This is a genomic window from Vibrio natriegens NBRC 15636 = ATCC 14048 = DSM 759 (assembly GCF_035621455.1).
In the GTDB taxonomy this organism is placed as follows: domain Bacteria; phylum Pseudomonadota; class Gammaproteobacteria; order Enterobacterales; family Vibrionaceae; genus Vibrio; species Vibrio natriegens.
The window spans coordinates 2,602,029-2,616,988 of the sequence record NZ_CP141822.1 but is presented as its reverse complement, the minus strand read 5'-3'; the positions used below and the strand labels follow the sequence as shown (position 1 = coordinate 2,616,988).

The window sequence follows — 14,960 nt, the reverse complement described above, 5'->3', positions numbered from 1 at the left end:
ACGCTAAGTCACTGCGAATTCTGATTAGCAATGACGACGGTGTTTATGCTCAGGGAATTCATGCGCTTGCAGATGAATTAAGAGACATTGCCGAAGTGACAATTGTTGCGCCAGACCGAAACCGTTCTGGTGCTTCAAACTCGCTGACCTTAGAGCAGCCGCTTCGAGTGACACAGATTGCACCAAACACATATTCTGTTCAGGGAACACCGACGGATTGTGTTCATTTTGCTTTAAATGAGTTAATGAAAGATGACCTGCCAGACCTTGTTCTGACTGGTATCAATCATGGGGCAAATTTAGGTGATGACGTCCTGTATTCAGGGACTGTCGCTGCCGCAATGGAAGGGCACTTTCTCGGTGTTCAGTCTGTTGCATTTTCATTGGTTGGAAAGCGCCATTTTGAGTCTGCGGCAAAAATTGCTCGTAAGCTCGTACAACAACATCTCGCTATGCCAATTCCAACCAACCGCTTGTTGAACGTGAATGTCCCTGATCTTCCTTTGGAACAACTGGGCCAAATTGAAGTCACCCGCTTAGGTGCACGTCATCACGCAGAGAACATGATAAAGCAGAAAGATCCACGAGGGCATGATATTTACTGGTTAGGTCCTCCAGGAAAAGAGCAAGATGCTGGTGAGGGTACTGACTTTTATGCGATTGAGCGCGGTCGGGTTTCTATTACCCCGTTGCAAGTTGATCTTACGGCTCATGAATCACTGCGTGCTATGGATAGTTGGTTGAAGGAAGAGAAGTAATGAGTAACCCACATGCTGACCGGTTGATTGAATATCTCGTCGCCAGTGGCATTAAAGATCAACGTGTTCTGGATGCGATACATCACCTGCCGAGAGAACGGTTTGTTTCTCAAGCAATGATGCACCAAGCCTATGACAACAATGCGTTACCGATTGGTCAGGGACAAACTATTTCTCAGCCTTATATTGTTGCACGTATGACGGAGTTATTAGAACTTGAGCCTTCAAGTAACGTTTTGGAAATTGGCACTGGCTCTGGTTATCAAACTGCGGTTTTAGCGCAACTTGTCGAGCGTGTGTACTCCGTTGAACGCATTAAGTCTTTACAGTGGGAAGCCAAGCGTCGACTCAAGCAACTTGATATCTACAATATCTCTACTAAACATGGAGATGGGTGGCTTGGCTGGGAAACGAAAGGTCCATTTGATGCCATTATTGTCACCGCAGCAGCAGAAGTCATTCCCCAAGCACTTCTGGCGCAGTTGAAAGACGGTGGTAGGATGGTTATTCCTGTTGGTGAAACGGAACAACAACTATTGAAGATTGAACGTAAAGGCGATGAATACCTTTCCACCGTGGTGGAGATGGTGCGGTTCGTTCCTTTAGTGGCGGGTGATTTAGCGTAAGGGTTAAAGATTGGTGAGTAAGTTATTACGTCGAACTAGTATTAGCTTTATGTTAGCTGCAGGACTTCTCGGTTGTGCGGCTCACTCACCAGCGCCTGTTTCTAGCTTAAAAAAAGATTACTCAAATGTTGAGCGAGGCAGTTATAGAGGGAGTTACTATGAAGTAAAGAAAGGAGACACCCTTTATTTCATAGCATACGTCACAGATAAGGATGTAAATGACCTCGTTCGTTACAATGAGCTTGCTCAACCTTACACTATCTATCCAGGTCAGCGTCTAAAACTTTGGGCTCCGAAATATATTGCTCCGAAATTCGGGCAAAAAGTGGAACCCGTTGTGGCACCTATAGTTGCGAAGACTCCGGCTCCAGTGACTAAAATATCAACGGTATCCAAGCCTGTTGATTCAAGTAAAAGCTCTACCCCAAAAGTGCAGCCAACTACCCCTAAAGTGGTGCAAAAACAGCCTCCAAAGAAGGTTGAACAATCCAAAACAAAGGAGTATGTTGGTTCAAAAGATAACCAAAATGTGAAGAAAAATCCGTCTACAACGACTACTAAAAATGCGAACGTATCGAAGTGGTTGTGGCCAACAAAAGGGAGAGTAATCAAGAACTTCTCGGCGGGAGAACAAGGAAATAAAGGTATTGATATCGCAGGACAGCGTGGTCAGCCTATCGTTTCAACCGCAGCCGGCACTGTTGTTTATTCGGGCAATGCACTACGAGGTTATGGCAACCTAATTATAGTGAAGCATAATGACAATTATCTAAGCGCATATGCTCATAATGACAAGCTGCTGGTATCCGAAGGACAAAGTGTTAACAGTGGACAAAAAATCGCAACCATGGGTAGTTCTGGTTCGAAATCCGTCAAACTGCACTTTGAAATTCGCTACCAAGGTAAATCAGTGAATCCAAAACGCTATTTACCGTAAAACTTTGAATAACAACTTGCGAAACCATTTAGCGACATATTGAGTTGTCATGTCTTGCTAACTCGCCAGGGGGAGGCGTTATGAGTATCAGCAACACAGTAACCAAAGTTGAAGAGTTTGATTTTGACGATGAGTCAGTGAAGACCGTTGCGAGTCAACTCGGAAAATCATCATCCACAGAAAGCAAAACTGCTGCGCGTGAAGAATTCGATGCAAGCAGCAAGAGCTTAGATGCCACCCAATTGTATCTAGGTGAAATTGGCTTCTCACCTCTACTCACTGCTGAAGAAGAAGTGCTTTATGCTCGACGCGCATTACGTGGCGACGAAGCTGCTCGTAAGCGCATGATCGAAAGTAACTTACGCTTAGTTGTAAAGATCTCTCGTCGTTACAGCAACCGCGGTTTAGCCCTTCTGGACCTTATTGAAGAAGGTAACCTTGGCTTGATCCGTGCAGTTGAGAAATTCGACCCAGAACGCGGTTTCCGTTTCTCTACCTATGCAACATGGTGGATTCGACAAACGATCGAACGTGCGTTGATGAACCAAACGCGTACCATTCGTTTACCGATTCACGTTGTGAAAGAGCTGAACATTTATCTGCGTACTGCGCGTGAACTTTCTCAGAAGCTCGATCATGAACCAACAGCCGAAGAGATTGCAGCGCAACTTGATATTCCTGTTGAAGATGTCAGCAAAATGCTTCGCTTGAATGAGCGTATTAGTTCTGTCGACACGCCAATTGGTGGTGATGGTGAAAAAGCACTACTTGATATTATTCCAGATGGTAACAATTCTGACCCTGAAGTTTCGACACAAGATGACGATATCAAGTCTTCTCTAATCCATTGGCTTGAAGAGTTGAACCCGAAACAGAAAGAAGTGTTGGCTCGTCGTTTTGGTTTATTAGGTTATGAACCTTCAACGCTGGAAGAAGTAGGGCGTGAAATTGGACTTACTCGTGAACGCGTTCGCCAGATCCAAGTGGAAGGTCTACGTCGTCTACGCGAAGTATTGATTAAACAAGGCCTGAATATGGAAAACTTGTTTAACGTCGAAGATGACTAATCGACATACATAAAGAGAAAAGGCTATGGTGAACCATAGCCTTTTTGCGTTTTAAGCAGGGTATCCAATTACAGCTAAAGCATTTTTTTCAAACGATACAGTTCTTCAAGTGCCTGGCGAGGCGTCATCTCATCGGGATCGATGTTTGATAAAGCTTGCTCCACTTCGCTTGGCTCAGGAATAAGGCTGAGCTGATTCGCCACATCGACCGCTCCCGGGCGAGGGGAGTCGTTACCATGACTTAACTGTTCAAGTTGAGATAACTTCGCACGTGCATTTTTGATCACGGTTTTTGGGACACCAGCCAAGCCAGCAACTGCCAGACCGTATGATTTGCTGGCTGCACCTTCTTGAACTGCGTGCATAAACGCAATGCTGTCTCCATGCTCGACCGCGTCTAAGTGGACGTTGGCCAGATTTGGCAACTGACTTGGTAGTTCAGTCAGCTCAAAGTAATGGGTGGCGAACAGTGTCATCGCGCCGATTTGTGTTGCCAGCCATTCTGCGCTTGCCCATGCCAAAGACAGACCATCATAAGTACTGGTGCCTCGACCAATTTCATCCATCAGTACTAAGCTGTTTTTCGTTGCGTTGTGCAGAATATTCGCCGTTTCCGTCATTTCCACCATAAACGTTGATCGCCCGGAGGCTAAGTCATCAGAAGCACCAATACGAGTGAAAATACGATCTAACGATCCAATCTGAGCTGATTCAGCTGGAACGTACGAACCGATGTGAGCCATCAGCGCGATCAATGCAGTTTGGCGCATGTATGTCGATTTACCACCCATGTTCGGACCCGTAATTATCAACATCTTACGCTGTGGGTTTAGCTCTATTGGGTTGGCGATAAATGGGTCACTGGTGACTTGCTCTACAACAGGGTGGCGACCTGATTGGATTTGGATACCTGGTTCTTTGACTAATGTCGGACGGCAGTAATCGAGTGAATCAGCACGTTCTGCCAGGTTTTGTAGTACATCCAATTGAGAAACCGCAGAGGCCAAATTCTGTAACTGTTCTAGGTTCGGCATCAACAGATCAAACAGCCCTTCCCAAAGCTGCTTTTCTAACGCGAGTGCTTTTGACTTAGAGTTAAGCACTTTGTCTTCGTGTTCTTTCAGCTCAGGAATGATATAGCGTTCTGCGTTTTTAAGAGTTTGGCGACGCACATAGTGTGGCGGTACCAAATGGCTTTGACCACGGCTAACTTGAATGTAGAAGCCATGCACATTGTTGTAACCAACTTTAAGTGTATCAATGCCATGACGTTCACGTTCGTCCGATTCGAGTTTTTCTAAGTATTCTGTTGCGCCATCAGCGAGTTTACGCCACTCATCCAGCTCTTCATTATATCCCTCGGCGATAACGCCACCGTCGCGAATCACAACAGGAGGGTTTTCTTTGATTGCACGTTCGAGTAATTCGCACACATCATCGATTGGTGCTGCAAACTGAGCCAGCTTCACGAGGTATGGATGAGTCAGTGAGGCAGTAATGGCTTCTAGCTCTGGCAATTGCTGCATAGCGTGACGTAGACGAGCCATGTCACGAGGACGGGCAGATCGTAACGCCAGACGGGCTAAAATTCGTTCAATATCACCAATCTGTTTTAAAGTGGGCTGAAGATCGGCAAATAGGCTTTGGTCTTTAATTTCACCGATGGCATCAAGGCGATTGTTTAATGTATCGATGCAGCGCATTGGTTGATGGAGCCAACGCTTGAGCATGCGGCTTCCCATTGGGGTTGCACAGTGATCGAGAACAGCGGCCAACGTATTGTCTGTCGAGCCTGCAAGGTTTTGAGTAATTTCGAGGTTACGACGCGTGGCGGCATCCAGAATGACAGAGTGATCCTGACGATCAAAAGTCAAAGAACGAATGTGCGGTAGCGCAGTACGCTGGGTGTCTTTTACATACTGGATCAAACAACCTGCGGCACATAATCCGAGTGACGCGTGTTCCACGCCAAAGCCAATCAAATCTTTGGTACCGAATTGCTGATTCAGTTGTTGTTTCGCGGTATCTAATTCAAATTCCCATACCGGACGACGACGGTTACCGTTGCGGCTCGACATCAAATGGACGGGTTCAAAATCTTCAGGAAACAGTAACTCACGTGGTGCGGTGCGTTGCAGTTCAGCCGCCATTGCCTCTTCGGTTTCAGGTTCCGTTAATTGAAAACGTCCTGAAGTGACATCCAGCGTCGCATAACCAAACTTACCGTTGTGGTGATAAATCGCTGCAATTAAGTTATCGAGGCGCTCAGAGAGAAGAGCTTCGTCAGTGACGGTACCCGGAGTAACAATGCGCACGACTTTACGCTCAACAGGCCCTTTACTGGTAGCGGGATCACCGATCTGTTCACAGATTGCGACAGACTCACCAAGCTGAACAAGTTTGGCCAAATAGCCTTCTACGGCATGAAATGGCACACCCGCCATAGGAATAGGCTCTCCTGCAGATGCACCACGTTTAGTCAATGAGATATCAAGCAGTTGAGAGGCACGCTTAGCATCATCATAGAAGAGCTCGTAGAAATCGCCCATGCGGTAAAACAGCAAAATATCAGGGTTCTCAGCCTTTAGCTTGAGGTATTGCTGCATCATCGGAGTGTGTTTTTGTTCAGCTTTCACAGGTAAGTTCTTTTGTTTATTTCCGGAGCGGCTTAGGATACGTGAATCCCTATCAAGTAAAAAGAGACAAAGGGCATTTTGGCTATGGAAAGAACAACAAAATTAAGCGCAGATTTAGGTGTGTTACTCGAGCAGCATGGACATGTGATGACGACCGCGGAATCTTGCACCGGAGGTGGTGTTGCTGCCGCCATTACAGACATTGCTGGCAGTTCAGGCTGGCTGGATCGTGCATTTGTGACTTACAGCAATGAAGCGAAAATGGAGATGCTCGGTGTTAAGCAAAAGACACTGGAAATGCACGGAGCCGTCAGTGAACCCGTTGTGATTGAAATGGTTCAAGGTGCGCTTGAGCATTCGAATGCAACGATAGGCGTCTCGATCAGTGGTATTGCCGGACCAGGTGGCGGCAGCGAAGAAAAGCCCGTTGGGACAGTATGTTTTGCATTCGCAGATAATCAACAATGGCTTTTGGTTGAAACCATGCACTTTGACGGTGATCGTGCAGCCGTTCGTGAACAAGCCGTGTTTCATGCACTGACTCGAATCTATCAGCATTTGGATGAGAAAATTTAAAAGTACGTTAGCCCAGACGTGATAAGCTCTGCGGCAAAGTTATACGTAGATCAGCTAAAGTTTTTTCTATACAGGTATAGACACTGTATGAATCAACAGTATAATAACTTTCATTGCTGAGCGATTAACTGCTCAAGAAAAGTTTAATGACTATTCGTCGCCCAAAAAGATGAATAAATCGGAGAAAGTAATGGACGAGAACAAACAGAAAGCGCTCGCCGCTGCGCTAGGTCAAATTGAAAAACAATTCGGTAAAGGCTCAATCATGCGCCTTGGCGATAACCGCGCAATGGACGTAGAAACCATCTCAACGGGTTCTCTTTCTCTTGATATCGCTTTGGGTGCTGGTGGCTTACCGATGGGCCGTATTGTTGAAGTATACGGTCCGGAATCTTCGGGTAAAACGACACTAACTCTTGAACTTATTGCAGCAGCACAGCGTGAAGGCAAAACTTGTGCGTTTATCGATGCGGAGCACGCTCTGGATCCTGTATACGCGAAGAAGCTTGGCGTAGATATCGATGCACTTTTGGTTTCTCAGCCTGATACGGGTGAGCAAGCGCTAGAAATCTGTGACGCATTAGCGCGCTCTGGTGCTATCGACGTAATGGTTGTCGACTCTGTGGCAGCACTGACTCCAAAAGCAGAAATCGAAGGCGAAATGGGCGACAGCCACATGGGTCTCCAAGCTCGTATGCTTTCTCAAGCGATGCGTAAGCTAACAGGTAACCTGAAGCAGTCTAACTGTATGTGTATCTTCATCAACCAAATCCGTATGAAGATTGGTGTGATGTTCGGTAACCCAGAAACAACAACTGGCGGTAACGCACTTAAATTCTACGCATCGGTTCGTCTTGATATCCGTCGTACTGGCGCAATCAAAGAAGGCGACGAAGTTGTAGGTAACGAAACTCGCATCAAAGTCGTTAAGAACAAGATTGCAGCACCATTTAAAGAAGCAAACACGCAGATCATGTATGGTCAAGGCTTTAACCGCGAAGGTGAGCTGGTAGACTTAGGCGTGAAGCACAAACTGGTTGAAAAAGCAGGTGCTTGGTACAGCTACAATGGCGACAAGATCGGTCAGGGCAAAGCAAATGCTTGTAATTACCTGCGTGAACATACAGAAGTTGCTCAGACTATCGACAAGAAACTTCGTGAGATGCTTTTGTCTCCAGCTGTAGCTGAGGGACCTGAAGCCGGTGAAATGCCAGAGAAGAAAGAAGAAGAGTTTTAACTTCGACTTTAAATAAAAGATATAAAAGCCCTGCGACGCGGGGCTTTGTTGTATTTGCTATATCTAAAGTGCTGAACAACAAATCTGTACAGGAAAAATAGGTTTAGGATCATCATGTACCAAAAGCGTCAAGCGCCAACTCTTTCAAGTAAAGAAGCTGCGATTCAGTTACTGAGCCGTCGTGACCACGGACAGTACGAGCTATATCAAAAGCTGGCATTGAAAGGGTATGAAGAAGCCGATATCGAAGCCGCGATCAATTTTTGTCTGGATCACAATTATCTTGATGATTTGCGTTATGCCAAAAGCCAGATTCGACAACATGTCTATAAAGGTCATGGTGAACGCAGGATCCGTCAGGAATTAGCCCAAAAGCGCGTAGCGGAATCGGTTGTCGAAGAAGCGATGATGGAAGAGCCACAAGACTGGTTTGAACTGGCAAGAATGGCGGCTGAGAAAAAATTCAAAGGCATAAAAGCCAAAGACCAGAAAGAGTACGCCAAACAGGTGCGTTTTATGCAATATCGTGGATACAGCTTTGACCAAATCAGCTATGCACTGAGCTTTGACGAACACGATTGAGCGGGATTCTCCAGCATTTTTTTTTGTTTTTCTTCAAAATTATTCCTCTAAGACCTCTTTTCCGTAAGAAAACTAGTCGTAGCTGATTGCTTGATCTACAATACGGCGAAATTCTAACTCGACTATTTTCAGGAAGAGCTGCATGTACATGAGCACTGACGAGGTTCGTAACTCGTTCCTCAAGTTCTTTGAAAGCAAAGGACACCAAATCGTAGAAAGTTCATCGTTAGTACCACATAACGACCCAACCCTGCTGTTCACAAACGCAGGTATGAACCAATTTAAAGATTGCTTCTTAGGCTTGGAAAAACGAGCCTATACTCGAGCGACTACGGCTCAACGTTGTGTACGTGCTGGCGGTAAACATAATGACCTGGAAAACGTAGGTTTCACAGCCCGTCACCATACTTTCTTCGAGATGCTAGGTAACTTCAGCTTTGGTGATTACTTCAAAGAAGACGCGATTTCATTTGCTTGGGAATTTTTGACTCAAGTACTGAAACTACCTCAAGAGCGCCTGCTGGTTACTATCTACGAAACCGATGATGAAGCATTTGATATCTGGAACCAAAAGGTAGGCGTTCCAGCAGACCGTATCATCCGTATTGGTGATAAAAAAGGTGGTAAGCCATACGAGTCAGACAACTTCTGGCAGATGGGTGACACAGGTCCTTGTGGTCCATGTACTGAAATTTTCTACGATCACGGTGAGCACATCTGGGGTGGTCGCCCTGGTACTCCTGAAGAAGATGGTGACCGTTTCATCGAGATCTGGAACAACGTATTCATGCAGTTCAACCGTCATGCTGACGGTACTATGGAGCCGCTGCCAAAACCATCTGTTGATACAGGTATGGGTATTGAGCGTATCTCAGCGATCATGCAAGGCGTTCACTCAAACTACGAAATCGACGTATTCCAAACTCTGATCAAAGCAGCTGCTGAAGTAGTTGGTTACGAAGACCTGTCTAACCAGTCTCTACGCGTTATCGCAGACCATATTCGTTCATGTTCATTCTTGATCGTTGATGGCGTGATGCCTTCAAATGAAGGACGTGGTTACGTTCTACGACGTATTATCCGTCGTGCTGTTCGTCATGGTAACAAGCTTGGTGCACAAGGTGTATTCTTCTACAAACTGGTTGGTGTACTTGCAGAAGTCATGGGTACTGCTGGTGAAGAACTGAAGCGTCAACAAGCGGTTGTAGAGAAAGTACTGCGTATCGAAGAAGAAAACTTCGGTCGTACGCTTGATCGTGGTATGTCGATCCTGAACGAAGCGCTAGATAACCTGGATGGCAAAGAGCTAGATGGTGAAACAGTATTTAAACTTTACGACACCTACGGCTTCCCTGCTGATTTAACTAACGACGTTGCTCGTGAGCGTGAGTTCACTATCGACGAAGAAGGTTTTGAGAAAGCAATGGAAGAGCAGCGTCAACGTGCTCGTGAAGCTGGCCAATTCGGTACAGACTACAACGCGACAATCAAAGTGGACGCGGAAACTGAGTTCTGTGGTTACACAGGCACAAAAGGTTCAAGTTCTGTCGAAGCCATGTTCGTTGAAGGCAACGAAGTTGAATCACTGTCAGCAGGCGATAAAGCAATCATCGTACTAGGTGAAACACCATTCTACGCTGAGTCAGGTGGTCAGTGCGGTGACGCTGGTGAGATTCGCACAGAGTCTGGCGTATTCCGTGTAGAAGACACTCAGAAGCTAGGTAATGCAATTGCGCATTACGGTGTAATGGCTGAAGGCGTTCTGGCGAAAGGTGATGATGTTGCAACAATCGTAGACGCTGAGCGCCGAGCTGCAACTTCACTAAACCACTCTGCAACACACTTACTGCACGAGGCACTACGTCGCGTATTAGGTGAGCACGTGCTACAGAAAGGCTCTCTAGTTCGACCTGAAAACCTACGTTTTGACTTCTCACACCTTGAAGCGGTAACGGCAGCAGAGCTAAAAGAAGTGGAGCGTCTGGTTAACGCTCAAATTCGTCGTAACCACGCTATCGAAACCAATATCATGGACATCGAGTCTGCGAAGCAGAAAGGTGCGATGGCGTTGTTCGGTGAGAAATACGACGATGAAGTTCGCGTACTATCGATGGGTGACTTCTCCACTGAGCTTTGTGGTGGTATCCACGCATCTAGCACGGGCGACATTGGTTTGTTCAAGATTACGTCGGAAAGCGGTATTGCTGCGGGTATTCGTCGTATTGAAGCGGTAACAGGTGAAGCAGCTCTAGACGTGATCGAAGCGCAAACAGCTAAGTACGAAGAAAAACTTGCAGAATCTGCGCAAAAATCGAAAGCGCTTGAAAAAGAAATTCAAAAGCTGAAAGACAAGATGGCTGCGGCAGAAAGCGCAAACATCATGGGTAAAGCGGTAGAAGTTAACGGTACAAAAGTATTGGTTGCGGCTCTAGAAGGTGCTGACAGCAAAAACCTACGTACTATGGTTGATGATATCAAGAACCAAATGGGTTCTGGTGTTGTACTTCTGGCTAACATCACGGGTGACAAAGTTGGTTTGATCGCTGGTGTAACTAAAGATCTGGTTGGCAAAGTCAAAGCGGGTGATTTAGTTAAAATGGTAGCAGAGCAGGTTGGTGGTAAAGGCGGCGGTCGTCCTGATATGGCGCAAGCTGGCGGTACTGACGTAGCGGCACTTCCAGAAGCAATCAAAACTGTTCAGCCTTGGCTAGAAGAGCGCTTGTAACAAGCTATAAATAACAAATATACGCTCAATCAATTTGTTTTGATTGGGCGTAATTTTTTTAAGTTGACCAAGTGGTTTAATGGACCAGAGATTAAGCTGGCCCACTAAGCTGCTTGGTTTTTCTTGTAACTACCACTTATATAAACAGAATGTATGTGGTCCGAATGAGACTTTGGTCTTGGGAAGGTGAAGACTGGTGAAAAAGCCCCTTATCGTGCAAAAGTTTGGCGGAACCTCTGTGGGTTCAATTGAAAGAATCCACCAAGTTGCTGAACACATCATTAAGGCGAAAAATGATGGTAATCAAGTTGTTGTAGTTGTGTCTGCTATGTCAGGCGAAACCAATAGGCTTATGGACCTAGCTAAACAGGTAGATAGCGTTCCTACAGCCCGAGAACTTGATGTTTTGCTCTCTGCTGGTGAGCAAGTGTCGATGGCACTGTTGGCGATGACACTGAACAAAATGGGTCATCCTGCACGCTCACTTACCGGAGCACAGGCGAACATTGTGACTGATAACCAGCACAATGACGCAACGATTAAGCACATTGATACTACGAGAGTGATGGCATTGCTTGAACAAGAGCATGTCGTTATCGTCGCAGGTTTTCAGGGTGTGAATGAAAATGGGGATATCACCACATTAGGTCGAGGAGGCTCAGATACGAGCGCAGTGACACTGGCTGGTGCACTACGTGCTGATGAGTGTCAAATCTTTACCGACGTTGATGGTATTTATACTTGTGACCCACGTGTAGTAAAAACGGCGCAAAAAATGGCAGTGATTGACTTTCCTTCAATGGAAGCAATGGCAAGCCGTGGTGCTAAAGTTTTACATTTACCTTCGGTGCAATATGCATGGAAGAACAATGTACCACTACGCGTGCTTTCTACATTCGATGTGAATGAAGGTAGTTTAGTTAAGGGAGAGATTGGCACACAAGCCATCTCTGGTATAGCTATTCAACGAGACCTTGCCATTATTGAAGTAGATAAAGAACATTTGTCCAGTGCTACAAAGCAATGTCAGATGCTAGGTATCGATGTCTGGAATGTGATCGAGGAAACAGAACGGACAGGTATCATGATAAAACAAGATGCATGTGCCAAGTTCGATCTGGTGTTCAGCGATAAAATCCGTAATAGTGAAATGGTAAGCCTGTTGACCGCAGTAGGGCTTGAGGCCAATGGAATGGTCGAGCATGCATGCGATTTGCTGGCTGAGCAAGATATTGCGATCAATTTCTGCGCAACGAATGCACTCACTATGATGCTAGTATTATCTCCTGACTGTGTGGATATGGCGGCAAACATTCTTCATGATGCTTACATTACGTCTAGTGAAGCGTTAAGCATTCAGCAAAAACATGCCCTAATAGGGTGATTTCGCTAACAAGGTAGTTTACGAAAATATAACTTTTGTTGGATAATAGCGTGATAGCAAGAAAATTTAGAGATTACTCAAGGAGCATAGAATGCTAATTTTGACTCGTCGCGTAGGCGAAACACTGATGATTGGTGATGAGGTAACTGTAACTGTACTAGGTGTTAAAGGTAACCAAGTGCGCATCGGCGTTAACGCTCCGAAGGAAGTGTCAGTTCACCGCGAAGAAATCTACATGCGCATTCAAGCTGAAAAAGGCAATGGTAACGTTGCTTCAGGTAACTACTAAGTATCATCTGTTTACAGAGCTTAGTTTGAATGAAAAAGGCTAGCCGAAGGGCTGGCCTTTTTAGTTTCTGATAAATGTCATTTTTTCAGAGAAGACTCTCTTTTTTTCATCATAATAGGGTGGTAAAGTTCGTTTAATAGTCACTTTGATTAAATCGGCATCGGTTAAGTGTTTTTTGCGGTTTTTTTCAAAGAAAGTGTTTGACATATTTTCGGTAAAACGTAATATGTGCCTCCGCAAGACGGTGAGGTGGCCGAGAGGCCGAAGGCGCTCCCCTGCTAAGGGAGTATGTGGTTTGTAGCCGCATCGAGGGTTCGAATCCCTCCCTCACCGCCATTCTTGCCTTGTTTGAGTTAGCATCCAAACAAAGAACAAAAGTGCGTCCTTAGCTCAGCTGGATAGAGTACCTGGCTACGAACCAGGCGGTCGGAGGTTCGAATCCTCCAGGACGCGCCATATTCTTTTACATTATTCTTTGATGATGTATTCGAGTATGAATAATGTGGTGAGGTGGCCGAGAGGCCGAAGGCGCTCCCCTGCTAAGGGAGTATGTGGTTTGTAGCCGCATCGAGGGTTCGAATCCCTCCCTCACCGCCATTTATTGACGTAGCAGTCAATTTTTTTTGTTCTAAAACAAAGTAATGTGATTTATTTCACAAAATGTGCGTCCTTAGCTCAGCTGGATAGAGTACCTGGCTACGAACCAGGCGGTCGGAGGTTCGAATCCTCCAGGACGCGCCACTTTCAAATAAGTCTGACTTTTTTGAAAAAGAATTTAGGGTATTGCCCTGATATTGACTAAAGTTGATATCGAAACGTGTGCGTCCTTAGCTCAGCTGGATAGAGTACCTGGCTACGAACCAGGCGGTCGGAGGTTCGAATCCTCCAGGACGCGCCACTTATTGAAGGGTAATGCCCTGATATTGATTTTCTGTTTATAGACATTGATATCGAAAACTGCGCGTCCTTAGCTCAGCTGGATAGAGTACCTGGCTACGAACCAGGCGGTCGGAGGTTCGAATCCTCCAGGACGCGCCACTTATTGAGGGTATTGCCCTGATATTGATAACCTGTTTACAGGCATTGATATCGAAAACTGCGCGTCCTTAGCTCAGCTGGATAGAGTACCTGGCTACGAACCAGGCGGTCGGAGGTTCGAATCCTCCAGGACGCGCCACTTATTGAGGGTATTGCCCTGATATTGGTAACCTGTTTACAGGCATTGATATCGAAAACTGCGCGTCCTTAGCTCAGCTGGATAGAGTACCTGGCTACGAACCAGGCGGTCGGAGGTTCGAATCCTCCAGGACGCGCCACTTATTGAGGGTAATGCCCTGATATTGGTAACCTGTTTATAGGCATTGATATCGAAAACTGCGCGTCCTTAGCTCAGCTGGATAGAGTACCTGGCTACGAACCAGGCGGTCGGAGGTTCGAATCCTCCAGGACGCGCCACTTATTGAGGGTAATGCCCTGATATTGATAACCTGTTTACAGGCATTGATGTCGAAAACTGCGCGTCCTTAGCTCAGCTGGATAGAGTACCTGGCTACGAACCAGGCGGTCGGAGGTTCGAATCCTCCAGGACGCGCCACTTATTACAAAGCCTCGCTTATGCGAGGCTTTTTTGTATCTGCTATTTGTGCTCTTTCTCTCAAATAAACTCTCTGTTTGTCCGATTTTCAGCTTTTACTGATTTATTCAAAACTTGCCTATCTTAGCCAATTTGTTTTGTGGTGAAGGTTTTCACGCTGAAAATGACGTTTTCTCCCTGTTTAACCTCTTTTCCTTCCTCATTTGTTTTGTTGTGAATACTTTGTTTTTTCTATGTTTTTGAAATGTTAAAATTTAATATCTCATTGTTTGTTATTGGTTTTTATTGATCTTGCCTATCGTTGTTTTGAAGCCCTAATCGCAGTTTTTATATGTGCTTTGATTTAGTCTGTTTATGAATTGAATTGTCACATTACCTGCATTGTTTGCATACGAACTGTGATCTGGGTAGTGAATGAATAATCATTTGTAGGGTTTACTACCAACCTTCCTTAAACAAAATTGACAAAGTTTAACCAGTCGAGATAATCCATGGGTCGGGATATGACACAATTAACATCCTGCACCTGTCAGGATGACAAAGAAAGGA

The 14,960-nt window shown here is 45.6% G+C and carries 11 protein-coding genes and 10 tRNA genes; 20 read left to right on the top strand and 1 reads right to left on the bottom strand.

Annotation, left to right across the window (positions count from 1 at the left end; translation table 11 throughout):
- Positions 1 to 11 precede the first annotated feature (11 nt).
- From surE to rpoS, 4 genes are all read left to right on the top strand, one after another.
- Positions 12 to 758, top strand: a complete 747-nt coding sequence (gene surE / locus VER99_RS11815) for a 5'/3'-nucleotidase SurE (protein WP_024372917.1) — start codon at positions 12 to 14, stop codon at positions 756 to 758.
- Positions 758 to 1,384 (top strand): protein-L-isoaspartate(D-aspartate) O-methyltransferase, encoded by a 627-nt coding sequence (locus VER99_RS11810; protein ID WP_014232979.1) that lies wholly within the window; start codon positions 758 to 760, stop codon positions 1,382 to 1,384. The genes surE and VER99_RS11810 overlap by 1 nt, the downstream gene beginning before the upstream one ends.
- A 13-nt stretch (positions 1,385 to 1,397) precedes the next feature.
- A complete protein-coding gene (locus tag VER99_RS11805) occupies positions 1,398 to 2,321 on the top strand; it encodes a peptidoglycan DD-metalloendopeptidase family protein (protein WP_024372916.1) in 924 nt (307 codons plus the stop codon).
- A gap of 80 nt (positions 2,322 to 2,401) precedes the next feature.
- A complete protein-coding gene (gene rpoS / locus VER99_RS11800; protein ID WP_024372915.1) occupies positions 2,402 to 3,388 on the top strand; it encodes an RNA polymerase sigma factor RpoS in 987 nt (328 codons plus the stop codon).
- A gap of 74 nt (positions 3,389 to 3,462) precedes the next feature.
- Here the strand turns inward: rpoS and mutS are convergent, their stop codons facing one another.
- On the bottom strand, positions 3,463 to 6,024 hold the full coding sequence (mutS, locus tag VER99_RS11795) for a DNA mismatch repair protein MutS (RefSeq protein ID WP_014232976.1): 2,562 nt from the start codon (positions 6,022 to 6,024) through the stop codon (positions 3,463 to 3,465).
- 84 nt (positions 6,025 to 6,108) lie between these two features.
- Here mutS and pncC point away from each other — a divergent pair, with 84 nt between their 5' ends.
- The 16 genes from pncC to VER99_RS11715 all read left to right on the top strand — a co-directional run bounded on the left by pncC (position 6,109) and on the right by VER99_RS11715 (position 14,411).
- Positions 6,109 to 6,600, top strand: coding sequence for a nicotinamide-nucleotide amidase (gene pncC / locus VER99_RS11790; protein WP_020333963.1), 492 nt, complete (start codon positions 6,109 to 6,111; stop codon positions 6,598 to 6,600).
- A 190-nt stretch (positions 6,601 to 6,790) separates the two neighbouring features.
- Complete coding sequence (gene recA / locus VER99_RS11785; protein WP_014232974.1) at positions 6,791 to 7,837, top strand: recombinase RecA; 1,047 nt, start codon at positions 6,791 to 6,793, stop codon at positions 7,835 to 7,837.
- A 114-nt stretch (positions 7,838 to 7,951) separates the two neighbouring features.
- Positions 7,952 to 8,419 carry a recombination regulator RecX gene (gene recX, locus VER99_RS11780; protein WP_020333962.1) on the top strand — a complete coding sequence of 156 codons (468 nt, stop codon included), beginning with the start codon at positions 7,952 to 7,954 and terminating at the stop codon, positions 8,417 to 8,419.
- A gap of 142 nt (positions 8,420 to 8,561) precedes the next feature.
- Positions 8,562 to 11,144, top strand: a complete 2,583-nt coding sequence (gene alaS, locus VER99_RS11775; RefSeq protein ID WP_020333961.1) for an alanine--tRNA ligase — start codon at positions 8,562 to 8,564, stop codon at positions 11,142 to 11,144.
- A gap of 196 nt (positions 11,145 to 11,340) precedes the next feature.
- A complete protein-coding gene (locus tag VER99_RS11770) occupies positions 11,341 to 12,528 on the top strand; it encodes an aspartate kinase (RefSeq protein WP_020333960.1) in 1,188 nt (395 codons plus the stop codon).
- Positions 12,529 to 12,619: 91 nt separating this feature from the next.
- Positions 12,620 to 12,817: a carbon storage regulator CsrA gene (csrA, locus tag VER99_RS11765; protein ID WP_004415691.1), complete on the top strand. Its 198-nt coding sequence runs from the start codon at positions 12,620 to 12,622 to the stop codon at positions 12,815 to 12,817.
- A gap of 243 nt (positions 12,818 to 13,060) precedes the next feature.
- Positions 13,061 to 13,153: transfer RNA gene (locus VER99_RS11760), tRNA-Ser, on the top strand.
- 43 nt (positions 13,154 to 13,196) lie between these two features.
- Positions 13,197 to 13,273 (top strand) — tRNA-Arg (locus VER99_RS11755).
- Between the two features lie 48 nt (positions 13,274 to 13,321).
- Positions 13,322 to 13,414: transfer RNA gene (locus VER99_RS11750), tRNA-Ser, on the top strand.
- A gap of 67 nt (positions 13,415 to 13,481) precedes the next feature.
- Positions 13,482 to 13,558: transfer RNA gene (locus tag VER99_RS11745), tRNA-Arg, on the top strand.
- A gap of 80 nt (positions 13,559 to 13,638) precedes the next feature.
- Positions 13,639 to 13,715 (top strand) — tRNA-Arg (locus VER99_RS11740).
- Positions 13,716 to 13,778: 63 nt separating this feature from the next.
- Positions 13,779 to 13,855, top strand: a tRNA-Arg gene (locus tag VER99_RS11735).
- Positions 13,856 to 13,917: 62 nt separating this feature from the next.
- Positions 13,918 to 13,994 (top strand) — tRNA-Arg (locus VER99_RS11730).
- Positions 13,995 to 14,056: 62 nt separating this feature from the next.
- Positions 14,057 to 14,133: transfer RNA gene (locus VER99_RS11725), tRNA-Arg, on the top strand.
- A 62-nt stretch (positions 14,134 to 14,195) separates the two neighbouring features.
- Positions 14,196 to 14,272 (top strand) — tRNA-Arg (locus tag VER99_RS11720).
- Positions 14,273 to 14,334: 62 nt separating this feature from the next.
- A tRNA-Arg gene (locus tag VER99_RS11715) sits at positions 14,335 to 14,411 on the top strand.
- Positions 14,412 to 14,960: the final 549 nt, after the last annotated feature.